This is a genomic window from Sphingobium sp. MK2 (assembly GCF_040170545.1).
GTDB lineage: Bacteria > Pseudomonadota > Alphaproteobacteria > Sphingomonadales > Sphingomonadaceae > Sphingobium.
In genome coordinates this window covers 1-23,185 of the sequence record NZ_JAZDXA010000051.1, presented here as the reverse complement: position 1 = coordinate 23,185, position 23,185 = coordinate 1, and the positions used below count along the sequence as shown (strand labels likewise).

Here is a 23,185-nt window from a genome sequence, read left to right as displayed (position 1 = left end):
GTGCCCGCCATGACCCTAGATCGCGATACCCTCCTCCGCCTGCTCAAGCCCTTGCTCACCCTGCTGGTGGTGGGTGCGGGCGTGTTCGTCTTCTGGCACCTCTATAATTACTACACCTACGCGCCACAGACGCGCGACGGGAAGATCAGGGCGGATGTGGTCCCTCTCGCGGCAGACGTGTCGGGCCGGGTCGAGCAGGTCCACGTTCGCGACAACCAGGTGGTCAGGCGCGGCGACATCCTGTTTACCATCGACCATGTTCGGCTGCGCAATGCCGTTGAGCAGGCCGAGGCCGCTGTCGCCACGGCACGGGCAACGTTGAACGCCGCCGAACGGGAGAACCGCCGCTATCAGGCCCTCTCTGATATCGTCTCGGGGCAGCAACGTGACGACCGCCGCTCCACCGCCGAGGAGGCCCGCGCACGCTATGCCCAGGCGATCGCTGATCGCGATCTCGCCCGCATCAATCTGGCGCGCGCCGAGGTGCGTGCGCCGGTCAACGGCATCGTCACCAATTTCTCGCTCCGCCCCGGCGCCTATGCCGCCGCCGGGCAGCCCGTGATGACGCTGGTCGATTCCGACAGCTACTACGTTGCCGGCTATTTCGAGGAGACGAAGCTTTCGCACATCCGCCCCGGCGTCCGCGTCACGATCCGGGTAATGGGCGAGGATAGGCCGCTTTCTGGCCATGTTGAAGGCCGATCGGCGGGCATTGACGATCGCGAACGGACGACCGCGTCCGGAACGCTACTCGCGAATGTCAATCCCACCTTCAGCTGGGTCCGTCTTGCCCAGCGCATCCCCGTGCGGATCGCCATCGACAAGGTGCCGCCCGGCATCGATCTGATCGCGGGCCGGACGGTCACCGTGACGCTCAATGGCGCGGAAAATGCGCTCGGCCCCGGCCGGAGCGAATGACGATGGGGCGCGTCGGAACGAAAAGGCCGCTCGGACTGATGGGCGCGCTGATGCTCGCTGGCTGTGCCACGGTCGGCCCCAGCTATCGGGCGCCGCCCTTGCCCGCAGGCATCTCGGATCGGCCCGCGAGCTTTGCCGAAGGAAAATCGCCGGCCTATTCGGCTGAACCCTTGCCCCAGCGCTGGTGGCGCCTCTACGCTATTCCCCAGCTCGATGCGCTCGTCCAGGAAGCGATCGAGGCCAACACCGACCTCAGGGTCGCGGCGGCCAATCTCGAACGCGCGCGCGCGATTGTCCAGGAGGTCGAGGCCGGCGCGGGCGTCCAGACTTCCACGGCGGGCGGCGTATCGGTGGGCGAGCCGTCCAATCTCGGTCTCGGCTCGCCCAACGGGACCCATGCAACCTTCGACGCCGGCGTCGGCATATCCTATGAACTCGACGTCGTGGGCCGGATTCGGCGCACGATCGAGGCCGCGCAGGCCGATGCGGAAGCGCAGGCCGCCGCCTATGACCTTGCGCGCACGACGGTCGTGGCCGGAGTGGTCGGCGCCTATGGAGATGCCTGCGCGGCCGGCGCGCGGATGACCGTTGCCCGCCATTCGGTCGAACTGCAGCGGCAAAGCCTCGCCCTCACCGAAAGAGGCGTGCGCGCCGGCCTCTACACGTCGCTCGACGCTACCCGCTCGCGCGCGCTTCTGGCTCAGCTCGAGGCAGCGCTGCCGCCGATCGAGGCAGGCCGCAAAGCTGCACTATTCAGTCTTGCCGTGCTGCTCGGCCGGACGCCCGAAGATTATCCGCCCAATCTCGCGACCTGCCGGATCATCCCTTCCGTCGACCGCCCCCTGCCGATTGGCGACGGTATGGCGCTGATCCGGCGCCGGCCCGACATCCGCGAAGCTGAACGCCGGCTCGCGGCTGCGACGGCGCGCATCGGAGTGGCGACGGCGGACCTCTATCCGAGCGTCAGCCTCGGCGCATCGCTCGGCACGACCTCGCGGAGCGTGGGTGGGCTGGTCGACGATTCGGCGTTGCGGTTCAGCTTCGGCCCGCTCATCTCGTGGTCCTTCCCGAACCGACGCGTCGCCAGGGCGCGGATCGCGGAAAGCGATGCAGCGGCGCGCGCGACGCTGGCGGCATTTGACGGCAGCGTCCTCGCAGCTCTCCGCGAAACCGAGACGGTCCTCAGCACCTATGCCCGCGATCTGGACCAGAATGCCAAGCTCAGGGTCGCGCGTGATGAGAGCGGGAGGGCTTTCGGGCTCCAGGCCCGGATGACTCGGGGCGGTCTTGGAACGGGTCTTGAACTGCTCGACACGCAGCGAAGCCTTGCCACAACCGAAGCGGCGCTGGCGGCCTCGGATGCGTCCATCGCCTCGGATCGCGTTCGGCTGTTCCTTGCGCTCGGCGGCGGCTGGGAAGGAGGGATGGCGGGGCCGTGATGGCCGAGCCTTCGCGAAGCGTACGCTCGGCCTGCCCACCAACGCCGTGCTGCGCGCCGATCTTGAAATCGTCACGGTTGCCGATGCCTGTGCGGTCAGGCGGGCGAAGGCGCAGCATCCGGTCCTGCGCAATTATGCCGAGACCTCTACGGCGCCAAAAAATGGGCATGCCAGCGCCGCGTCCTCGCCCGCATCGAGGCCAGCACGATGGGCATGGACACCCTCGCGATGGCGCAGCGGCTTGGTACAGTGCGGCAGGCCGAACTTGCTGCCAACCTTGACCCCACCCAAAGCCGGCACCGTGCTGTCGGCACGACGGTCTGGGGGGCAGGGGGCATTTCGCCCGAGATCGCCGGGCTTCTCGCCGCTGTGGGAGGCTGGGTGGGCCATCGGCTCGCCCTCCTCACGACGCGCGGGGCATTCGACAGCCCGCCAACGGCTGAGCACTGCGCGATCTCAGGGCCGGCCTTTCGCCCGCCGAACTGGCCGGGCTGAGATCAAGTCGTCCCAAAGACGCCCGGATCGAAGCGGATTCCATCCTTGAAGAGGCCGCGTGGCATTATCGCAATCTTGCGAGAAGGCCGGACCATGCGCCGCCAGCGGCGCTGCTGGAACATATCGACCACGCGACGTAAGCCGAATTGGAAGCCCCGCTACCGGGATCCGGCGCGCGGCGATCCTCGTGCTCGTCAGCCTGCGTCGCAAACGTCTTTCCTAGGGCCGCGGCATGGGACGGAAGCCTCATGCGCGCATGAGGCGCTCATAGAGGATCGGCACCACGAAGACAGTGAGCACGGTCGAGACGAGCGTGCCAAAGATCAGCGAGATCGCAAGGCCGCCGAACACGGGATCGGGGATCATGATCGCCGAGCCCAGCACGATGGCAAGCGTGGTGAGCAGGATCGGCCGCAGGCGGACCGCGCCGGCCATCCGCGCCGCCTCCGCCAGCGGCATGCCATGTTTCTGGTTATCCTGGATGAAGTCGATGATGAGCAGCGAGTTGCGGATCACCACGCCGGACAGTGCGATGATGCCCACGATGGAGGTCGCCGAAAAGTCGGTTTTCAGCAGCCAGTGGCCCGGAAAGATGCCGATGACCCCCAGAGGCACTGCGGACATGGCAATCAGCGGGGTGAGGAACGAGCGATAATAAGCAACCAGTAGGAAATAGATCGCCGTCAGCGCCGCCCCGAGCGCCATCAGCATGTCGCGGTAGATATCGAGCGTCATCCGCATTTCGCCGCTCCATAGCAGTTGGTAGCCGTCGATGATGTCAGGTGCCTTTTCGCTGAGGCTGAGATTGCCGGTGGCGAGCGGCTGCCCGTCCGGGGTGCGCAATCTCGACAAGCGCCGGTTGAGATCGAGCACCGCATAGACCGGCACGCTCTGCGCAAGTTCTCCTCCGATGAAGATCACGCGCTCATTGTCCTTGCGCTGGACCGGCTTGTCGGCGGTCGATGGTGTGCGCCGGACCAATTCGGCCAGCGGTATCTGGCGGCCGTCCCTGCTGGTCACGTAGAGGCCTTCGAGCCGTGCGGGGGCGGGCTGATCCGCGCGCGGCACATAGGCGCGGATCGGAACGGGGTTGCGCTCTGGATCGATATGGGCACGCCCGACCACCTGGCCATCATAGACAAGTCCCAGAACCTCGGCGATATCGGCAGCTGACACGCCGGAGAGCGCTGCTTTCTCGCGGTCAGGAACAAAGCGCCATTGCGACACGTCGGTAGGCTCGCTGTTCGAGATATCGACCATGTCATATGTGTTGGCGAACTCGGCTTCCACCTGCTTCGCCAGCCGGCGCAAGCCCACGAGATCTTCGCCGTGCAATTCGGCGAGCACCGTGGCACGCACCGGTGGCCCCGGCGGATCCTCGACCAGTCTCACCCGGGCGCCCGGATAGCGGGTCCGAATGGCTTCGATCTTCAGACGCAATTCGCGGACGAACGTGATCGAGCTTTCCGAACGCTGGTGCTTGTCCAGGAGGTTGACGCGGATTTCGGCGACATTCTCACCTGTGCGAGCCGCCGTTCCCTGCATCAATCCATTGAAATCCGGGACCCCAGCCTGGCCGATCCAGTTCTGGTAGTTCACCACCAGCGGATTGGCGGCAAGCAGGCCGTCGATCTCGTGAACCATCCGGGCCGTATTCTCGACGGGGCTGGCTTCGGCCATGGTGATCACGATGTTGAAGGTGTTCTTGTTGTCCTTGGGAAGGAAGCCCATGGCAACCCCAAGCGGCGGCACCGGCCCGCCGACGCCCGCCGGGCGGATGAACTGCCAGCCGCCTTGCGCGATCGAAAGGAGCAGGGCAACGACCGCGCCGATCATCAGGGCACGACGTGCCTTTGAGTGCTCCTGAAGCGGTCGGATCAGCCAGAGATAGGCGTCCCGCAACTTGTCGGGCTTGCGCTCCGCATGAGCACCGGCCTCTTCCGCGCTTCCATCATCCAATATGCCGCCGGTAGAGGCAGGTCGCTTGACCCAGCGGTTCGCTGCCCAGGGCGTGACGATATAGGCGACAATGATCGACGCGAGCATCGCGATCGGCACATTATAGGCGATGGGATAGAAATAATCGCCCGCCATGCCGGTCACGAGCAGCAGGGCCGCGAACACCAGCATCACGGCAAATGTCGCGAGATTGGTGGCGCCGCCGATCTCGTTGGTGGCAAGGACGGTCACATCCTCCTGCGAAGCGTCGGAGCGCTCGTGATGGTAGTGGCGGTGGATGTTCTCGATCACGACGATCGAGGCATCGACGAGCAGGCCCAGCGCCAGGATAAGCGCGAACAGGGTGATGCGGTTGATCGTCACCCCGCCGAGCAGGTCCGCTCCGAGCGTGATCGAGAAGATGACCGGAACGGTGACGGACACGATCAGCGCCTCGCGCCAGCCGAGGAACAACAGCATGATGAAGCTGACGGTAATCAGCGCGATCGCCAGATGCTCCATCAGCGCGTTGACGGCCTCGTCGGCTTTCTGGCCGTCGTCGCGGGTGGTTACGACATGGACCGCGCGCGGGATGAAGCTGGCCTGCATCCGCGCGACCCGATTGGCCACGGCTTCGGACACGGTGACCGCATTCTCACCCTTCTTCTTTGCAATGGCGATGGTGACGGCGGGCATTTCGCCTTCACCGAGCTTGGCGCGCGGGTCGCCCGCCGCAAATCCGAAACGGCTGAGGCGCGTGATTTCGACATGCGGGCCGTCGGAGATGGTTGCGACATCTCCGATCTTGATCGTGCGGCCATTGCGCACCCCGATCACGAGATCGCGTACCGCCGCCACCGATCCCAGCTCGCCGGAGTAGCGCAGTCGTTCCAGTCGGCCCGCCCGTGCCGGCCCAGAGAGGTTGAGGCCCACATCGGAGGCGCCCAGCGCTCCGCGTGCCTCGGCGAGCGAGATCGAGAAGGACTGCAATCGGACCGGATCGAGCGCGACATCAATCTCTCGGTTGCGCCCGCCATAGACGGAAACCACCGAAACGCCCGGCGTGCTGCGCAGGCGCTCAGCCATCGAATCCGCCAATCGCTTGAGGCCGAAGTCGTCATAGGCGGAGGAAGCGAGGGTCACGGTAACGATGGGCACATCGTCGGCATCGACCGCCTGGATCAGTGGGATAGCCGCATCGGCGGGAAGCCTGCCGCGGTTGGCGATCACCCGGTTGTAGAGCTTGACCAGCGAATCCTCGGGCGGCTGGCCGACCTTGAACTGCACCTGCACCGTGCCGAGGCCGGGTTGGGCAGTGCCGTAACTGTGGTCGAGCCCGGTCATCTCGCTGAGCACGCCTTCAAGCGGTGCCACCACCAGCCGGTCCACCTCTTCGGCGGTGGCGCCGGGCAGGGCGACCGTGACCATCGCACCGGGCACCACGATCTGGGGATTTTCCTCGCGCGGGGTCAGCAACACGGCGAGCGCGCCGAGCAGCAGCGCGGCCAGCAGGAAGACGGTCGTCAGCTTGGAGGTGATGAATGTCCTGGCAAGGCGGCCCGCTAAATTGAGCGGCGCCTCGGTCATCGCGTGGCTCCGCCGGCGAGGCGTGCGCCGTCCCGAACGGTCCGATCGACACGGGCGAGGATGCGTTCACCAGCCGACAGGCCGGAGGTTACGGTGACCCGATCGCCCAGCCGGTCACCCGGCCGCACCCAGCGGAAGGTGAGACGCTTGTCCTGGCCCACCACGAAAACCCCGGTCAGCCCGCCGCGGCCGGTGATCGCGGCGGCAGGCACCGCGACGGTATCTCCGCTGACCCCGTGATTCGTCGCCGATGGGAGCCGGACGCGACCGAACATGCCCGGCATGATTCCGCTATCGGCGGGAAGAACGATCTCTACCGTGTAGCGGCGGGTAGCCGGGTCCGCGGAGGGGACGACGCCCCGGACCTTGCCGGTTACGGGGCGATCTTCGCGCCCGTCGAGCAGCACGGGAGTCGCCGCTCCCGGCACGAACATCCCGAGACTGGCCTGGGGCGCGGCAAAGCGGAACACCAATTGGCCACGGCTCTCCACCGTCACCAGCGGCGATCCTGGCATCACCATGTCTCCGTCGCGGATTTGCCGGGAAACGACGAAACCGTCGAAAGGGCTGGCAACCGAGGTGTAGGCGAGGTCCACCTGGGCAGCGGTGAGTGCCGCCTGTGCCTGGGTGACTCCGGCGGCGGCCGCGCTGTCTCGAAGCTGTTCTTTGCGATAGGCATCCATCGCCAAGGCACCGCTTTGGGCGAGCGGTGCATCGCGCGTGACATCCCCATGCGCATTGCGTTGTTCGGCCAGCGCCGCATCCAGCGCGGCGCTGGCGCGCCGAACAGCGGCCTCGGCCTGCCGCGCGTCGATGGTCGCCAGGATTTGCCCGCGCCTGACGGGCTGGCCGTCATAAAGGTCGGGTGCCCGGATAGTGCCCGAGGCGCGGGCCACGAGTTGCACGCGATCATCGGATTCGACCGTGCCGCTCGCGGCAGTTCCGTCCATGGATGTCGTCAGGGATGCAGTCGTCACGGGCAGGTTGACGGCGGGAGGTTCCGCCGATTGCGATGTCTGGTCCCCACCGCCGCAGCTTGCGAGAAGGATAGGAAACGACAGGGCGATCGCCTTCGCCACACGGTGCTTGCGCTCCATGTCAGCCAACCACCGAAGCGGACTGGATCAGGGCGAGAAGTTGAGAGGCCACCTGATCCACGGATTCGGACCTCTCGCTGTCTCCGGTCAGGCCGGGGGCGAGGGGCAGGATCAGGACCTGTCCAAGCGCGAAGCCAACCAGCGACAACGCGACCTCCTTGGCAGATATGTCCGTTCTGCCTTGCTCCACTGCAGCGACGATCGATTGGAATGGTTGCCGAAGTACCGTGCGTGAAAGGGTGGCGATGCGGGCTTCGTCTCCATCCAGCAGTTCTCGATACAGCAGGCGGGCGAATATCCGGTCGGTCATCAGCCTCCGGACGAACCATCGCACAAAAGCCTCGAGCTGGTTCGACGGGTGCTGGGCCAGCCACGCATCCAGATCGCGGGCGCAAGCCTCGAACACCGAGGCGAGGGTGGCCTCGATCAGGTCGGCCTTGTCCCGGAAGTGATAATAGAGGTTCGCCTGGGTCACCCCGACCAGTCTGGCGATATTGCGCATCGACACGGCTTCGTAGCCGCGCTCGGCGAAAAGCCGGGCGGCGGTTTCGAGTAATTGGGACCGCATGTCGGACATGGAATGCTCACTTGTTGAACGACCGTTAAGTCGGTTAGTAAGTGATTCGTCCGTGGCTGTCCAGCAAGCTTGCGTCGCTACGGCCCTGAACCGGAGATACTGTCGATGCGTGCGCTTGTCTTTGTCCCTCCGCTCCTGCTGTTGCCCACACTCGGCGGATGTATGATGGGGCCGAATTACAAAGGTGCACCGCCACCCCCCGCCTCGATGGGCAATTCCTTCTTGCGGACGGATCAGGTTTCGATGCCCGCCACGCCGCAACTGACGCCATGGTGGCGGGAATTGAACGATCCGCTGCTCGATCAACTGATCGGGCGGGCGCTGTCCTCCAACCCGGCGATCGATATCGCCGAAGCGCGTGTCCGGCAGGCGCGGGCCCATCTGCGAAGCTCGCGCGCGGCATTGGCGCCGGGTGTCGGCACCGGGGCAGGGGCCGGGAATATCCAGGCATCGAGATTGGTGACGGGTGGAGAGGCCAAGTCCTCGTCGCTCTTCCTCGCAGGCTTCGACGCCCTTTGGGAAATCGATCTATTCGGTGGAGCGCGGCGGAATATCGAGGCCACGCGCGCGCAATTCGAGGCCGCGCAGGCCGATGCGGAGAATACCCGCCTCAGCCTGACTGCGGAGATCGCGCGCCAATATCTTGCCCTGCGCGCCAGCCGACAACGTCTGGACCTCGCGCGCCGTCTGCTTGCCAACCAGCAGAAGATCGCGAACCTCACGGCGCAGCTTGAAGGCGCGGGCAAGCTGTCGCGCATCGAGCGCGATCAGGCCGATCGCACCGTGGAAGTCCGGCGGCAAGCCATCGCGGCTCTGGAAGCGGACCGGAACGATCGCAAGGACGCGATAGCCGTGCTGCTGGGAGAAGCCCCTGGCGCGCTCGATGCCATGCTCGATGGCACGGGCCCGGTTCCGCTTCCCCCCGCCGCCGTCCCGGTCGGCGATCCCACCGCCATGCTCGCCCGCAGGCCCGATATCCGGGCGGCCGAGCAGCACCTGCATGCCGCCAATGCCGGGATTGGCGTGGCGGAAGCCGCGCGGATGCCCAAGGTCAGCCTGGCAGGCGTGGTCGGTCTTGGCAGCGCCATGAAGGGCGATATTGCGAGTGCCGACAATCTCTGGTCGCTCGCCGGTCCGACGATCCAATGGAACCTTGCCGATTTTGGACGCGGGCGGGCGGGCGTGTTGCAGGCCGTCGCCGGTCGCGATGAGGCGGCGGCAGCGTATCGCGCCGCCGTGCTCGTGGCCCTTCAGGATGCGGAAAGTTCACTCAACAGATTCGGCGAGGCGCGCAAGGCATTCGCGATGCAGACGCGCAACTCTCTGCTGGCGGACCACAGCGCTGGCCTCGCCCAGCAATCCTGGCGTGCAGGGCGGTCGTCCGCGCTTGCCGCGCTTGCCGCCGAAAACGATCAGTTGGCGGCTGCGGATCTACAGATTCAGGCCCGGATGGCCCTGACGACACAGTTCGTCGCGCTGCAAAAAGCACTAGCGATGGGGGTGAGTGGATAAACCAACTGAGCCAAGAGACGACAGGCGAGCTTGCAGCTTTGTCGATTGGATGTGTTGTCGATGAAGCTTTCGATGTCCTCGATTAGCGCCCTCCTGGAGCTATCGGCCCCTCGTTTTGATCCTCTTTTCGGTCAGCAGGGCGAAGAAGCGCTCGACCTGATTGGGCCAGCACGATGATGTGGGGCTATAGGCAGACTTGCCGGCGATCTCGCGCTCGATGTCATAGAGCTGCCCGATACGCTCGAGCGCCTCGTGTGCGATCTCGGATTTTTGGGACGTCCAGATGTCGTGGAAATCGCGTCGCCAATGGGCAAAGCAGGCTGCTTCCCGGAAACGCGGGCTCCCATCCGCGCCAGGTTCGTAGAGCTTCGCATAGATTCCATGAGGAGGTCAAACAGCGAGCGGCGCTCTGCCAGACTGGTCTCGCTAAAAAACTCACTCTGGAGATCGACATGCCGGTTGCAGCTCATCGTTCCCAAGCGCCGTCCGCTGTTCGCACCGAGCTTACCGCGATTTTTATCTCGCTGGAACTCTCGCAATCGAAATGGTTGGTCACGTCCCTGGCGCCGGGGAACGGCGAGAAGATGTCGAAATTTGTCGTAGCCACAAAGGATGTTGCCGGTCACGTCATCGACAATCGTCGCGCTCGCCCGCAAGTTGCTCGTGGCTCTATGGAAATATGTCAGCGCTGGCGTGATCATCGAGGGCGCCGAATTGACCACCGCGTAGCGCTCCGTACGCCCTTTTTGGAATTCTCCCACGGCTTCGAGCCCTGGGTGGATGCTCGGATGACGAACCGCGTAATTACAGGGCCTGAAAAGCCGCTCGCTGAGATTGGTCTCGTCGATGAACCCAAGTCCGCCGAATGCGGAATGCTGGCGATGCTGCCTCGAGCAGCGACCGTATATAAGTTGGATCAGGCTCGGTATCGAGTCGCGTCATGCAACGGGTTCTCTCCTTGGATCCAGCCAATGATCAGGATTTACGAAATGCCGCCATAATGCTATCCCGGATAACTCCTCCCCATATAAGTAATTACCTCGTCGAGGATTTCGGCGGTCAGCGCATCATGCGCCGCCTGATGTCTGCGACCCGAAGGAAGTTCTGCTACTGTCCGTGCCATGCCAATGCCTCCCGATGCCTAGCACCGGCTACTATCATAGCAAATACCATAGCAAAGATTATCTTAAGTGAACAGTATTGACCCTAACCGGACCAGGGCAATCGGGTGAAGAAGTTCGTGACAAAGCGCTGATGTGCTGAATCAGTGGGGCTCCTTTCTACAGGAGGAGCGGCAGGGAGGATGGCGAGCGGACGGGTGGATGAAGGGGCTTTCGCGGAAGCGGGTCTATTTCTGGGGTATTTTGAGGATCTTCCCGACGCGCGACAGCCGGGCAAAGTGCGTTATCCGCTAACCGAGGTTCTTCTGCTGTGCCTGCTGGCGGTGTTGTCGGGGGCGGAGACGATCACGGACATCGCCAATTTTGGAGCTCGCAAGCTGGCGTTCCTACGCCGGTTTCGGTCGTTTGCGGGTGGCACGCCGTCCCATGATCATCTCGGCGACATACTGGCGACCCTCGATGCCGATGCGTTTCAGCACTGTTTTGTCGCCTGGGTATCGTCACTGACCGGCATGGCATCAGAGGTGATTGCCATCGACGGCAAGACGGTGCGGCGATCCAAGGGTGCGAAGGCAGCGATCCACATGGTATCGGCCTTTGCCGCGCGCCAACGATTGGTGCTGGGTCAGGTCAAGGTCGCCGACAAGGCTAACGAGATTGTCGCCATCCCCCGGCTTTTGGAGATGCTGGAGATCGAGGGTGCGATCATCACCATTGATGCGATGGGCTGCCAGCGCGCCATCACGCGGCAGATCATCGATCAGAAGGCCGACTATGTCCTCGCGCTCAAAGGCAATCAAAGCGCGCTTCACGACGACGTCAGGCTGTTCGCCGCCGAGCAGAAAACCAGGAATTTTGCCGACACCAAAATAAGCCGCCATGAGACGGTCGATGGCGATCACGGCCGGATCGAGACCCGGGTCGCCACGGTCATCCACGACATCATCTGGCTACAAGAGCGCCACAAATGGCCCGGATTGAAGACCATCGTCATTATCGAAAGCATCCGTGAAACCGGCAGCAAGATAGAGCGCGAAACCCGCTTCTATATCAGTTCCCTGAACCTGCCGGCCGACAAACTCGGGCCGATCGTCCGCAGCCATTGGGCCGTCGAAAACGTAACTGCTCACGAGGGTGGCAAAAAAGGCTTGCGCTGAGCGGATTGGACTGATTCACCCTGCGGATGGCGCCACCCCCGCTTCATGTCCTGAGTGACGCAGAGAAGAACGAACTGCTGCTTGCGCAGCACGAGATGATTGAGCGGATGGCGGCGCGGATTTCCGAGCTTGAGGCGTTGGTGGGCAAGCCGCGCAAGACGTCATCCAATTCGCATATTCCGCCCTCGAAGGACGATTTTGGCAAGGGCGGCGGCAAGCGGGGCAAGGCCAGGGCCGGCAAGCGGCCTTCGCGCGCTGGCAAGCATCGCCCACTGGCGGAAGCGCCGGACAAGACCGAGCGGGTGATGGCGGCAACGTGTTGCCATTGCGGGACTGACATCGCGGGCCAGACCCAGCGATGCCGCCATCGCTATGATCATATCGACCTACCGCCGATCCGGCCGATTGTGACACGCATCGAGTTGTTTGGCGGCCGCTGCCGGGGATGTGGGTTGCGCTATCGTGCCCCGGCGCCAGCGGGCATGGAGCCGGGTACGCCGTTCGGCCCCGGTATCCGCTCGCTGCTGGCCTATTTGCATCACAGCCATCATGTCGGCTTCGAGCGCCTTGCCCGGATCGCCCGCGAGTTGTTCGGTCTGGTCATATCCGAAGGTGCGATCGCCAACATCTTCCGGCGCATGGAGGCCGGTATGTCGGCGGCAACCAGGGCGATCCGCGACAAGCTGCTGACGGCGCGGATCATCGCCTCGGACGAGACGACCACGCGCACCAACGGCGTCATCCATTGGCAATGGGTGTTCCTCTCGAAGGACGCGGTCCTGCACAGGATCGCCCCGCGCCGGGCGCGCAGCGTCGCCGAAGAGGTGCTGGGCGGTCACCAGCCTGATGTCTGGATCTCCGACCGTTACGCTGGCCAGCAGGAGCTGGGCCGCGAACACCAGGTCTGCCTCGCTCATGTGCTGCGCGACGTTCAATACGCCATCGACTGTGGCGACACGATCTTCGCTCCGAAAATCCGCGATCACCTCAGATGGGCGATCCGGGTCGGCAAGCGACGAAGCAGCCTCAAGGACACGACGCTGGCCGCCTATGCCGCCAAGGCCGACGACCAGTTGACCCGGTTGATGCGCGCACCCGTCGCGCATCCCGCCGGCCAGCTCCTGCTCCGACAGATCAAGGCCTGGCGCGCCAAGTTCTTCGTCTTCCTCACCAACCGCGACGTGCCCGCGACCAACAATATCTCCGAACGCGAGATCCGCCCATCGGTCGTGTTCCGCAAGGTCACCAACGGCTTCCGATCGGACTGGGGAGCACAGGTCCATGCCGGATATCGCTCCGTCACCGGCACCGCGCGCCTCTCTGGGCAATCCGCACTCGCCGCCATCCGTGACCTCGTCGATGGAAACTTCGCTGTCGCCTGATCACCCTGCCGCAGGACAACCCCGTGAGCAGTTACTCGAAAACAGCCTGCACTGGGTTTTGGATATGGTGTTCCGTGATGACGAATGCCGCGTCAGAACCGACAACGCTCCCGCCAATTTCACCACCATCAAGCACATCGCGACCAATCTCCTGCGACTGCCCAACACCAGCGATTCGCTTCGATCGCGACGCAAAATCGTCGCATGGGACGATGACTTCCTCGCAGGTCTCATCGCCGCTTGATGCCTTCACCCGATTCCCCTGCTAACCGGACTAACTAATCTTGCTCGATGCTCCAACCGGCAAGCAGCGCGCGCAAGGCGGCGACGAACGCCAGCGGCTGATCGAGCATCAGATGATGCCGTGCTTCGGGTACAGCGATAATCGGAATGTTGATGCCGCCGAGTTCGCGGACGTAATCACTGGAATCACTAGTAAAAAGCAGGCTTTGCTCGCCGTGTACTATTGCCTTGCGGCCTGGCGCCTCGACCAGCGTTTGGCCCATTTCAAGCCATTCGCTCGGCACATTATCTCGCTTGAACACCGACGGCGAAAACTTCCAGGTCCACGCTTCGCCTTCGCGTCGAAGTGAGTGGTAGGCCATGTAATCCATCAGGAACGCCTGACCAACGGGCTGTGGCGGAGATAGAACATACCGCTCGCGGGCACTTGCGTAATCGGGGTAACGCTTATGCGGGCGATCGGGGTCGCCCGATCCCGGGCCGGTGCGGCCGCCCCCCCAAACGGCGTCAAAGCTGGACGGACGCAGCACCATCAGATCGCAGATCACCGTGCCGGCAAAGGCATCCGGCGCCAGGGTGATCGCCTTGAGCGCGACTGCCGCGCCAAAGCTGTGTGCGACGATGATCGGCTTGTGCTCATGGCGAAAAAGTCCAAGGGCCTCCGCGACCCCGATCATCTCCCGTCCTCGCGCGACCATGTCACAATTCTCGCGAACGTCGCTGTCCCCCATTCCTGAATGGTCGTAGGCGATCACATGGTAATTTTCAGCGAGGTAAGGCGCGACGAACGCCAGGCACCGTGCATGAGAGAGAAAGCCATGGGTCATCAATAAAGGAGGCGCGGAACGATCTCCCCAGCGGAAGTAATGCATTCTCACACCAGAAACCTCGACGAAGCCCTCCTCCCGCGGCACGGATAGCGCGCCGACAAACCAATCGGGCAGGCATGCAGGATCTGGCGCCCACGTCTGTACGATATCGGACGGGATTTCACGCATGGTGCTCGGTGCCCTTCTCAGACTGGATCAATTATGTGGCCTTGGTCCGGCGTGACGCGATTGGGACCGAAGTGTCCAGGCTGCGACGTATTCATCCGATTATTCTCGAACCAGATCTTTTCCAGTTTCGGTATACGTTCGCATCGCTTGTTTCAGAAGCTTCGCCCGCGGGCGCGGGGAGAGTCCGCCGCCTTTTGCCGGTACGATCGGGAACGGCTGCCCCTCTCGCGCCGCGAGCACTGGGTCGCGATTGTTGTCGCCGCTCAGGCTCAGTTTTGCCGATCCATCAAATAACGATCGTTCGATCGACGCTGTCACACCGCGATGAAGAATCGTGTCACTGGTCAGCGCGAACCGGACGGTGATGAAATCTTGATTCCTGGGCTGAACCTGGATCTCAGTTACGCGGCCGATGGAAACACCGAGAAGGTTCACGGCTGACCCTGGTTGCAGGCCATCGACAGATTGTTCAAATCGAATCTCGTACGTCGGCCCCTTGGCATCGCTCTCCTGGAGAAGCCATAAAGCGAATCCGATCGCAGTGATCATGAGCATGCCCACGATCAGGCTTACCTTCAACCAGTTTGAATGCGTTTCCATCGGGAGCTAGGAATCCCGAGGCCCGTCGCGCCAGGAGCGATGCTTCGCGGTCGGCTCTGCGTGCGCCGCGCTCATCGCCGCCTCACACCTTCTAAAACGGCCAGTGCAACAGCGCCGAGAGCCAACAGTCCCGCCAGGAGAGGCTGCGAGGAAAACACTATCGCCGCGCAGATCGCGAGGGTGGCAGGATAGAGCTGCGGAGTAACCCTGCCGGCACGCTCTCTTCCGCGTAAACGCTCAAGGTCCTTGGGCGCGATACTGACGGTGATCGAGCCGGTTCGCGCAATCTTCTCGATCTGTCCGACGAGGTTCGGCGTTGACAGAACCACTCGTCCGAGCGCTGCGAGCAGCTTGCCTGCCTCGCCGCGCAGCCGGGCAGGGCTAGCCCGCTCCCGCATCATTTCCTTTGCTATCGGAGCAAGCTCTCGAGCAATGTCGAATGCCGGATCGATGCGCCGGACGAACCCCTCGGCGGTCAGCAAGGTCCGGAGCACCAGGGCAAGGTCCGGTGGAAGCGCGAGATGAAAGTCGCGCAGAATCGCGAATACCATCTGAAAAATGTCGGCGAGGTCAATCTGATCGAGCAGGACGTTGCTGAAGCGGTCGATCAGTTCGGCCATTGCCTCTTCGAGCCGGACCCGGTCCACGTCCGGATCACCGGCCCAGAGCATGAGAATATCGACGATACCGCCGGTGTCCTCCGAAGCGATCGCGAGGCCAAGCCGAACGAGTTCCTCCCGGCGTCTCGGCAGGAGGGTGCCCACAGCGCCGAAATCGATCAGGCCAAGCGTCCCGTCTTCAAGGAAGAAGACGTTGCCGGGATGCGGATCGGCGTGGAAGTGACCGTTTATGATGATCATGCGCAGGATCGCCTGCGCATAGGTGCGGGCAAGCGCAGCCAGATCGAGATCGCTTCGGCGTGCCGCGTCCAGATCGCTTGCGGGAAATCCGCGGAGCCGCTCCTGGATGTTCACTCGCCTACCCGAAAGCTCCCAATCGAAGCGCGCGGTTCGAACCCCGTAGTCCTTGAGATAGTCACCGATTGCGTCGCTGGCGCGCGCTTCTGCGCTGAGGTCCATTTCCCGGTCGAGGCTCTCGGCGAAGTGACGCAGTAGCTCGTCCGGCTTCAGTCTCGCAATCTCGGGGATGCGGCGCTCCGCGACCCGGGCCAGTCGTCGCAAGAGCCGAAGATCGGCATCGACGATCCGCTCGATGCCTGGGCGGCGAATCTTGACGATAACGTCTCGCCCGTCGAGCAGCGTCGCCGCATGGGCCTGAGCGATCGAGCCCGCCGCGATCGCTTCGGTGTCGAAGTGGCTGAAACTCGTTTCGATCGGCCCGCCGATCGCCTCCTCGATCAGCGGCTGCACGGCCGCAAATGGAAGCGGAGGAACGCGGTCCTGCAGTTTTGAAAGGGCATCGACCCATGCCGGCTCCAGAAGGTCGCTCCGCATCGCGAGGATCTGTCCGAATTTGACCGCGACAGGACCGATATCCCGCAAAAGCGCGACAATCGCTTCCGGCCGGGTATCTTCAAGCGGCTCGTCCCCCCCCACCCCCAGACCCAGCCGAGCGGCCAGCCCCTTGAGACCGTGCCGCCCGAACAGGACGAGAATCTGTGCGAACCGCTCCCTTTCTTTTAGAGCAGTCGTATCGGCTTCATCGGTAGGAGCTCGATCAATCATGCGCCCGGCTTTTCGGGGCGGGAACTTGGGTCTCGGGAACGCTGGCCTTCGTCTCCAGATGGTCGACGAGCCGGTTCAAATGCTTGATCGCCGCGTCGAGGCCCTCGAGTTCATCCGCTGTCAGGCTTCCGAAGGTCTGCCCCACGATGTCGTCGTAGAGCGGCATGGCCAGTCCCAACGTGGCCCGGCCGGCGTCTGTGATCTGCACCAGTTTGGACCGGCGATCGTCCGGAGCAGGCGATCGTGACACGAGACCATTTTGTTCGAGCGCGTCGATCGCCTGGGTGACAGTGCGGGGCGCCTGATCGAAAAAGCTCGCAATGTCGGTGGAGCGGCGCGGTTGTTCCGCGAGATACGCGAGCAGTTTTAGTTGGGCCATCGATGCACCCTGACAGGCAAGATAGGCGTCGATCAGCCGCCGCATCCTGTACCAGGTCCAGCCGAAGGTGGTTGCGATCCCACGTATACCCGATTGGTGAGGTTCCATATAATGTGGTATTGCCGAAGTCTGGCCGCCGTGGCAAGGCCCCCGGCTCTTTGAATCGATAGTTGATCGGGAATAGAATGGTGGAAGATCCCACAATCGGTTCAGGCGACCATGACGATGTCGGCGAGCGGCCCGCCGGCCCGCTCAAGTCGGTACGGGTTCGGCTGGCGCTGTTGGTTGTCGCGATCGCGATCGTGGGAGCGGGGTTGGTATGGTATTTTGACCATCAGAACCGCGGCAAGTTCATGCAGAAAACCGACAACGCTTATGTGGCGGCGGACTCTGTCGTGGTGGCCCCGAAAGTTGCCGGATATGTCGAGCGCGTGTTTGTCAGCGCGAACCAAGCGGTCCGCAAAGGGCAGCAGTTGGCAGAACTGGACCCTCGCGAATATCTAGCCCAAAGCGAGCAGATCACCAGCCAGATCGACACAGCGAAAGCTGCGGTCGAGACGAGCCGTTCGCAGATCGCTGAACAGCAGGCGACAATCGTCCAGGCGCGTGCTCAGGCGGCCTCGGCGCGCGCCGAGGCCGCCTTCGCGCGGCAGCAGGTTGCGCGCTATCAGCCGCTGACGGCGTCTGGCGCAGAGCCAGGCGAGCGATTTGCCCAGCTTCAGACGCAGGCACGACAGGCAGATGAGCGCGCCAATGCTGCTCAGGCCGGCCTTACCGCAGCAGAAAGGCGCGTTGGCACGCTTGGTGCCCAGGTACGACAGGCGCAATCGCAGGCCGAAGCCGCTCGTGCTCAGCTCTCCGCCGCGCGTGTGAACACCGAATCGACGTTGCTCAAGGCAGCGATCGATGGTCGCGTCGGCGATCTCGCTGTCCGGGTAGGGCAGTTCGTACAGCCCGGAACGCGCCTGATGACGCTGGTGCCGGTGGAGCGCCTCTTCATCGAGGCCAATTTTAAAGAGACGCAGCTAGGTCTCATGCGAGTCGGCCAGCCCGTCAGTATCGACGTCGACGCGCTCCCCGGGGTCGAGCTGAAAGGGCGGGTTGCCAGCTTCGCACCGGGCACAGGTGCCCAGTTCTCCGTGCTCCCGCCGCAGAACGCGACCGGCAACTTCACGAAGATCGTTCAGCGCGTGCCCGTCCGTATCGCGATCGATGCGCCGCCCGAAGTCAGGCCCCTTCTGGTTCCCGGAATGTCGGTCGGCATTACTGTCGATACCCGTTCGGCCAAAGGCGACCTGGAGAGAATCCGGCAGGCCGTAAGTCGGAAGCGCTGAGCGTGGCGACGGTTGCTGCATCTCCGGGGACGTTACGCGCCGAGCGAGCCGACTCGACGGCCTGGATCGCGGTCGCGGCCGGCGCGCTGGGCGCGCTGCTCGCGACGCTCGACATCTCGATCGTCAACTCGGCGCTGCCGACTATCCAAGGGGAGATCGGAGCGACCGGCACGGAAGGAACGTGGATCGCCACGGCTTTTCTCGTTGCCGAGATCATCATCATACCGCTGAGCGCGTGGCTGGAACGGCTTTTGGGGTTGAGGACACTTCTCCTCATCTCGGTGACCTCTTTTACAGGATTCTCGGTCCTGTGCGGCACCGCTACGGATCTGATGACAATGATCGTCGGAAGGGCGGGTCAGGGGTTCACGGGCGGCGTGCTCATCCCGACAGCGATGACGATCGTCGCAAAGCGCCTCCCGCCATCGCAACAGCCGATCGGCATGGCCCTTTTTGGAATGACCGTCATCCTGGGTCCGGTTCTTGGCCCCCTGCTCGGAGGCTGGCTCACGGAAAATCTGAGCTGGCATTATGCCTTCTTCGTCAACGTGCCGGTCTGCGGTCTGCTCTTGCTGCTGCTGCTTCTCGGCCTGCCGCACGAGAAAACGAACTGGGTCTATTTCCGCGAGGCGGACTGGTTCGGGATCGTCGGCATGATCCTCGGCCTGGGAGGACTGACGGTCGTGCTTGAGGAAGGGCACCGTGAAGAATGGTTTGAATCGACGTACATCGTCCGGCTGACGATCATGACCCTGATTGGGTTTGTCATGTTGGGTATCGGACAATTCAGGGCCGCCAAGCCTGTGCTTAAGCTGCGGATCGTGATGAATCGACAATTCGGCAGCGTCGTCGTCATGGCGCTGGCGCTGGGCATGGTGATGTACGGCTCGACCTTCGTCATCCCGCAATTCCTCGCGCTGATCGCTGACTATAACGCCCTTGAGACGGGTCAGGTGATTTTCCTCATGGGTGTGCCTGCCTTCTTGCTGATGCCCGTCATCCCGCTGCTTATCCGCGTCGTCGATATCAGGCTCGCCGTCGGCACAGGCCTTGCGCTCATGGCCGCCAGCTGCCTCGTCAACACCAGCCTCACCGCGGAATCTGCCGGAGAAGCCTTTACCGCCGGACAGTTACTGCGTGGTGTCGGCATGATCCTCACCATGCTGTTCCTGAACCAGGCCACTATCGCTTCGGTCAGCAAGGAGGATGCCGGTGATGCATCAGGCATCTTCAATGCCGCACGAAATCTCGGCGGGTCGTTCGCTTTGGCCGCCCTGGCCTCCTTTCAGGACCAGCGAATGTCGCTCCATAGCCGGCGGATGGAAGAGACCCTTTGGGCAAACGACCCAAGTTTGCAGGATTATCTCGCCGGCATGGCCAGGACGTTCGGCCAGATGGACGCCGCCCTTCAGTCGCTTGCCGGGACCGTTCAGCAGCAGGCCTTCATCATGACGTACAATGACATTTTCCTGGCGATGGCGCTTGCGACACTGGCCACGCTTCCACTCGTTTTGTTCCTGCGCCCGCTGCCCAAAGGGCAGTCCATGGCGATGCATTGAGGCTGCGATGACAAACTTCAGAGGTCTCGTTCTCGCCCCCTTGCTGCTCGGCGGATGTGTCGTTGGCCCGGACTACGCCGGACCGCCGGGGTTGGGTCGCGCCGCCCCCCAATCCAAGTTCGTGCGCCAGACCGCGAGTACGAGCACCATTGACCCCGCAGTTGCTGAGTGGTGGACGGCCCTTCAAGATCCGGTCCTGAACGAGCTTGAGCGACGCGCACTTGCAGCGAATCCGTCGATCGATGTCGCCCAGGCGCGACTCCGTCAGGCGCGTGCATCCGTGCGCCAGGAGCGCGCTAACCGCTTTCCGAAAGCTGGGGCACAAGCGACCGGAATCTTCGCCGACCTTCCCGGGATCGATCTGCAGTCGGCTCAGGGGAACGGCGCAACGCCCCCTTCCCAGGACGCGGATTCCTCTCTCCAGTTTTTCAATCTCGGCCTGAACGCAAATTGGGAAATCGATCTTGCAGGAGGCCAGATCCGAAAAATAGAATCCGCTAACGCACTAGCCGCAGCGGCTTCCTACAACGCGGCAGATTCACACGTTCAACTCACAGCCGACGTTGCGCAAAGTTATACGAATCTGCGGGACCGGCAGCAGCGCGCCGCTGCACTTCGTGGGGGGCTGGACCTGCAGAAGCAGCAGCTAGGCCTCGCTCGGCAACGCTTTCAGCAGGGCACGGTGCCGGCCTTTGCCATTGGTCAGGCGAACCGCGCCATTCAGGCTACCAACGGCGATCTCGCTACGGCTGAGGCGGAGATCGGAATTTATCTCAATGCGCTCGCCGTGCTTGCAGGGGAGGCGCCAGGGAGGCTCGATTCCTTGCTGGCTGTCCCGCGTGACGTCCCCTTGCCGCCACAGGTCGTCGCCATCGGCGATCCCGCCTCTCTCCTTCGCCGTCGACCCGACATACGCGCCGCCGAGCGCAATCTGGCGGCCACGACCGCCCGGATTGGCGTCGCTGAAGCAGCGCGTTTTCCCAAGATCAGCTTTATGGGGATCCTAGGCATCGGCGGAACGTCTGTCGGAGACCTGGTCGATCTGGGAAATATCTCCAACATTGCCGTGCCCCAGCTACAATGGGGGTTGCTCGATTTTGGACGAACTTCGGCCCAGATAACGCAAGCGCGCGCTGGACGAGACGAAGCTGAGGCACAGTATCGACAGGTCGTTCTAGGTGCGTTCCAGGACGCCGAGAATTCGCTCGCGCGCTTTGCACAGCAACGTCGCAATGTGGCAGCGCTCGCCGAGATCAAGCGATCGGCCGATGAGTCAGACATTTTGACACAACAACGCTTCCAGCGACAGGTGATTTCCCGCAGTGACGCACTTGAGTCCGGTCGTCAGAAAGTGCTTGCTGCATCAAACCTTCAAAGTGCTGTTGCGGCTCTTACGGCAAGTTATGTCGCCATTCAAAAGTCGCTAGGGCTTGGGTGGGGGGAACCCACCGATTCAAGCCTGGGTTCTACTCCCTTGAATACTTCTGAAATAATTTCGAAAAACTGATGGTAATCGCTTAGTACAAGATGGTTATTATTATTGACTACCCAAATTAACTTAATACGGTTGTGCACAAAGCCTCGCCGCTGTTGAAGTATCATTGAGGCTTTTCTCCAAGATGTGATATCATCAATAGTTCATACCCAAGCGGATCGAATCTAACACTTGGTGCCCGCGCCTGACGGCGGCGATGATTTTATCAGGATCGGCGGTCCAGACGAAGGGTTTTGGGCTCTCGTTGTGCTCGGCGAGGAAGCGGTTGATGGCGGCCTGAAGATCGACGAGCGAGTGGAATACGCCTCGTTTGAGGCGTCGTGAGCCTGGCGAAGAAGCCCTCGACGGCGTTGAGCCACGAACAGGACGTTGGCGTAAAGTGGAAGGTGAAGCGCGGGTGCCGCTCGAGCCACTCGCGGACCTTGGGGTGCTTGTGGGCGGCATAGTTGTCGAGGATCACGTGGATCGCCTTACCGGCGGGGACTTGCGCCTCGATCAGATTGAGAAAGCGGATGAATTCCTGGTGCCGATGCCGATGCCGCTGCATGTTGCGGCCGATCACGGTCCCGTCGAGTATGTTGAGCGCCGCGAACAGCGTGGTGGTGCCGTTGCGCTTGTAATCATGGGTCATGGTGCCGGCTCGCCCCTTCTTGAGCGGCAGGCCGGGCTGGGATCGGTCGAGGGCCTGGATCTGGCTCTTCTCGTCGAACGACAGGACGATCGCGTGGGCGGGTGGCGCGATATAAAGGCCGACAACGTCGCGCAGCTTGTCGATGAACTCGGGATCATTGGAAAGCTTGAACTGCCGAACGCGGTGAGGCTGCAGGCCATGGGCGCGCCAGATCCGGTGAACCGAACTGGCGCTGATCCCCGCTTCGCGGGCCATCAGCGCGGCCGTCCAATGGGTCGTCTCACCCGGCGGTTCCTCACGCGTCCCGGTGGCAACCCAAACGAGCACCTCCGGGGTCAGCGGAGGGATGCGCGAAGGGCGGGTCTTGTCACGCAACAGACCTTCAACCCCTTCCTGCATGAACCGCTCCTGCCAGCGCCACACGCACGTCTTGGACGTGTCCGTCCGGCGCATGATCTCGCTGGTGCCGACCCCATCGGCGCTCAGAAGAACGATCTCGGCACGCCAGACGTGCTTCTGAGGGGCGTTACGATCCTTGCAGATCCGTTCGAGACGTTCGCGGTCCGCGGACGTGAGGTCGATGACGATACCACTGCGCATGCCCGCTGACTCGCACGGCCGCAGCCGACTGGGAATCCCTAATCGGACTCAACCGTCAGGCGAGAACCACTAGTCCGCCCTGGTGAGGACCGCGCAAGCGAATTACCGTACTGATCATTGCGATCAGACCATCGGGGCGACCTTCATCGCTGGCTCTCTAGCGATCCACTCGGAGTTACCCGAGCGTTACCCGAGAATCTACCAAATCCCAACTCGCCTCGTCGGCCAAGGTTCTAAGTGATTATTTTCACTGTATAACCTTGGAGCTGCGAAGGGAATCATTCGTTACCGTCGTTTTTCAAGGCGCGCGTTTGAGGTCGGAGGCCGACGTCTGGCCCTCCGCCTTGACCGACGGCGGACTTAGCCCGTCCTATTCAGTGGTGGCCTGAGGGCAGTGGCGCTGGGGGGCTGGCTTGAGGCGAAGACGCGGCTGGCCGA

Annotated in this window: 16 protein-coding genes and 4 pseudogenes; 11 read left to right on the top strand and 9 right to left on the bottom strand. The window is 63.0% G+C overall.

Annotated elements, in window-relative coordinates:
- Positions 1-9 precede the first annotated feature (9 nt).
- The 3 genes and pseudogenes from V2I08_RS18045 to V2I08_RS18035 form a co-directional block, all read left to right on the top strand.
- The gene (locus tag V2I08_RS18045; RefSeq protein ID WP_025549997.1) at positions 10-918 is read left to right on the top strand and encodes an HlyD family secretion protein; all 909 of its coding nucleotides are present in this window, start codon (positions 10-12) and stop codon (positions 916-918) included.
- Positions 915-2,357 carry a TolC family protein gene (locus tag V2I08_RS18040; protein WP_051519958.1) on the top strand — a complete coding sequence of 481 codons (1,443 nt, stop codon included), beginning with the start codon at positions 915-917 and terminating at the stop codon, positions 2,355-2,357. The genes V2I08_RS18045 and V2I08_RS18040 overlap by 4 nt, the downstream gene beginning before the upstream one ends.
- 28 nt (positions 2,358-2,385) lie before the next feature.
- A pseudogene (locus V2I08_RS18035) lies at positions 2,386-2,606 on the top strand (IS1380 family transposase); the annotation flags it as partial.
- Positions 2,607-3,098: 492 nt separating this feature from the next.
- Here V2I08_RS18035 and V2I08_RS18025 read toward each other — a convergent pair.
- From V2I08_RS18025 to V2I08_RS18015, 3 genes are read right to left on the bottom strand one after another with little or no spacing between them, the layout of a single operon-like run.
- Positions 3,099-6,377: an efflux RND transporter permease subunit gene (locus V2I08_RS18025; protein WP_043151354.1), complete on the bottom strand. Its 3,279-nt coding sequence runs from the start codon at positions 6,375-6,377 to the stop codon at positions 3,099-3,101.
- On the bottom strand, positions 6,374-7,474 hold the full coding sequence (locus tag V2I08_RS18020; RefSeq protein WP_051519959.1) for an efflux RND transporter periplasmic adaptor subunit: 1,101 nt from the start codon (positions 7,472-7,474) through the stop codon (positions 6,374-6,376). Before V2I08_RS18020 ends, V2I08_RS18025 begins: the two co-directional genes overlap by 4 nt.
- Position 7,475: 1 nt before the next feature.
- Positions 7,476-8,051, bottom strand: a complete 576-nt coding sequence (locus V2I08_RS18015; protein ID WP_025549970.1) for a TetR/AcrR family transcriptional regulator — start codon at positions 8,049-8,051, stop codon at positions 7,476-7,478.
- Positions 8,052-8,156: 105 nt separating this feature from the next.
- Between V2I08_RS18015 and V2I08_RS18010 the strand changes: the two genes are divergently transcribed.
- Positions 8,157-9,563, top strand: a complete 1,407-nt coding sequence (locus tag V2I08_RS18010) for an efflux transporter outer membrane subunit (RefSeq protein WP_349636241.1) — start codon at positions 8,157-8,159, stop codon at positions 9,561-9,563.
- A gap of 99 nt (positions 9,564-9,662) precedes the next feature.
- Here V2I08_RS18010 and V2I08_RS20640 read toward each other — a convergent pair whose 3' ends face one another.
- Entirely contained in the window at positions 9,663-9,941 is a 279-nt protein-coding gene (locus tag V2I08_RS20640) for a transposase (RefSeq protein ID WP_375336197.1), read from the bottom strand.
- Between the two features lie 74 nt (positions 9,942-10,015).
- Between V2I08_RS20640 and V2I08_RS20635 the strand changes: the two are divergent.
- The 4 genes and pseudogenes from V2I08_RS20635 to V2I08_RS17985 form a co-directional block, all read left to right on the top strand.
- A pseudogene (locus tag V2I08_RS20635) lies at positions 10,016-10,180 on the top strand (IS110 family transposase); the annotation flags it as partial.
- A gap of 686 nt (positions 10,181-10,866) precedes the next feature.
- The gene (locus tag V2I08_RS17995) at positions 10,867-11,841 is read left to right on the top strand and encodes an ISAs1 family transposase (protein ID WP_200866937.1); all 975 of its coding nucleotides are present in this window, start codon (positions 10,867-10,869) and stop codon (positions 11,839-11,841) included.
- A 26-nt stretch (positions 11,842-11,867) separates the two neighbouring features.
- Complete coding sequence (gene tnpC, locus V2I08_RS17990; protein WP_043151357.1) at positions 11,868-13,223, top strand: IS66 family transposase; 1,356 nt, start codon at positions 11,868-11,870, stop codon at positions 13,221-13,223.
- A 34-nt stretch (positions 13,224-13,257) separates the two neighbouring features.
- Positions 13,258-13,467: pseudogene (locus tag V2I08_RS17985) on the top strand (transposase); the annotation flags it as partial.
- A gap of 34 nt (positions 13,468-13,501) precedes the next feature.
- Here the strand turns inward: V2I08_RS17985 and V2I08_RS17980 are convergent.
- The 4 genes from V2I08_RS17980 to V2I08_RS17965 all read right to left on the bottom strand — a co-directional run bounded on the left by V2I08_RS17980 (position 13,502) and on the right by V2I08_RS17965 (position 17,236).
- On the bottom strand, positions 13,502-14,464 hold the full coding sequence (locus V2I08_RS17980) for an alpha/beta fold hydrolase (protein ID WP_033964357.1): 963 nt from the start codon (positions 14,462-14,464) through the stop codon (positions 13,502-13,504).
- Positions 14,465-14,563: 99 nt separating this feature from the next.
- Complete coding sequence (locus V2I08_RS17975; protein WP_033964358.1) at positions 14,564-15,064, bottom strand: MlaD family protein; 501 nt, start codon at positions 15,062-15,064, stop codon at positions 14,564-14,566.
- A gap of 71 nt (positions 15,065-15,135) precedes the next feature.
- Positions 15,136-16,749, bottom strand: a complete 1,614-nt coding sequence (locus V2I08_RS17970; protein WP_043151360.1) for an AarF/ABC1/UbiB kinase family protein — start codon at positions 16,747-16,749, stop codon at positions 15,136-15,138.
- Positions 16,742-17,236 carry a MarR family winged helix-turn-helix transcriptional regulator gene (locus tag V2I08_RS17965; RefSeq protein WP_081764125.1) on the bottom strand — a complete coding sequence of 165 codons (495 nt, stop codon included), beginning with the start codon at positions 17,234-17,236 and terminating at the stop codon, positions 16,742-16,744. Before V2I08_RS17965 ends, V2I08_RS17970 begins: the two co-directional genes overlap by 8 nt.
- Positions 17,237-17,313: 77 nt before the next feature.
- Between V2I08_RS17965 and V2I08_RS17960 the strand changes: the two genes are divergently transcribed.
- The 3 genes from V2I08_RS17960 to V2I08_RS17950 are packed head-to-tail and all read left to right on the top strand — an operon-like array spanning position 17,314 to position 21,528.
- Complete coding sequence (locus tag V2I08_RS17960) at positions 17,314-18,462, top strand: HlyD family secretion protein (RefSeq protein WP_349636240.1); 1,149 nt, start codon at positions 17,314-17,316, stop codon at positions 18,460-18,462.
- Positions 18,463-18,464: 2 nt separating this feature from the next.
- Entirely contained in the window at positions 18,465-20,021 is a 1,557-nt protein-coding gene (locus V2I08_RS17955; protein WP_043152223.1) for an MDR family MFS transporter, read from the top strand.
- 7 nt (positions 20,022-20,028) lie between these two features.
- Positions 20,029-21,528: an efflux transporter outer membrane subunit gene (locus tag V2I08_RS17950; RefSeq protein ID WP_349636239.1), complete on the top strand. Its 1,500-nt coding sequence runs from the start codon at positions 20,029-20,031 to the stop codon at positions 21,526-21,528.
- 123 nt (positions 21,529-21,651) lie between these two features.
- Here the strand turns inward: V2I08_RS17950 and V2I08_RS17945 are convergent.
- Positions 21,652-22,747 (bottom strand): annotated as a pseudogene (locus V2I08_RS17945) (IS630 family transposase).
- Positions 22,748-23,185: the final 438 nt, after the last annotated feature.

Coding starts and splice junctions, on each gene's coding strand:
- V2I08_RS18045 (WP_025549997.1), top strand. CDS start 10: ATGACCCTAGATCGCGATACCCTCCTCCGCCTGCTCAAGCCCTTGCTC.
- V2I08_RS18040 (WP_051519958.1), top strand. CDS start 915: ATGACGATGGGGCGCGTCGGAACGAAAAGGCCGCTCGGACTGATGGGC.
- V2I08_RS18025 (WP_043151354.1), bottom strand. CDS start 6,377: ATGACCGAGGCGCCGCTCAATTTAGCGGGCCGCCTTGCCAGGACATTC.
- V2I08_RS18020 (WP_051519959.1), bottom strand. CDS start 7,474: ATGGAGCGCAAGCACCGTGTGGCGAAGGCGATCGCCCTGTCGTTTCCT.
- V2I08_RS18015 (WP_025549970.1), bottom strand. CDS start 8,051: ATGTCCGACATGCGGTCCCAATTACTCGAAACCGCCGCCCGGCTTTTC.
- V2I08_RS18010 (WP_349636241.1), top strand. CDS start 8,157: ATGCGTGCGCTTGTCTTTGTCCCTCCGCTCCTGCTGTTGCCCACACTC.
- V2I08_RS17995 (WP_200866937.1), top strand. CDS start 10,867: ATGGCGAGCGGACGGGTGGATGAAGGGGCTTTCGCGGAAGCGGGTCTA.
- tnpC (WP_043151357.1), top strand. CDS start 11,868: ATGGCGCCACCCCCGCTTCATGTCCTGAGTGACGCAGAGAAGAACGAA.
- V2I08_RS17980 (WP_033964357.1), bottom strand. CDS start 14,464: ATGCGTGAAATCCCGTCCGATATCGTACAGACGTGGGCGCCAGATCCT.
- V2I08_RS17975 (WP_033964358.1), bottom strand. CDS start 15,064: ATGGAAACGCATTCAAACTGGTTGAAGGTAAGCCTGATCGTGGGCATG.
- V2I08_RS17970 (WP_043151360.1), bottom strand. CDS start 16,749: ATGATTGATCGAGCTCCTACCGATGAAGCCGATACGACTGCTCTAAAA.
- V2I08_RS17965 (WP_081764125.1), bottom strand. CDS start 17,236: ATGGAACCTCACCAATCGGGTATACGTGGGATCGCAACCACCTTCGGC.
- V2I08_RS17960 (WP_349636240.1), top strand. CDS start 17,314: ATGGTGGAAGATCCCACAATCGGTTCAGGCGACCATGACGATGTCGGC.
- V2I08_RS17950 (WP_349636239.1), top strand. CDS start 20,029: ATGACAAACTTCAGAGGTCTCGTTCTCGCCCCCTTGCTGCTCGGCGGA.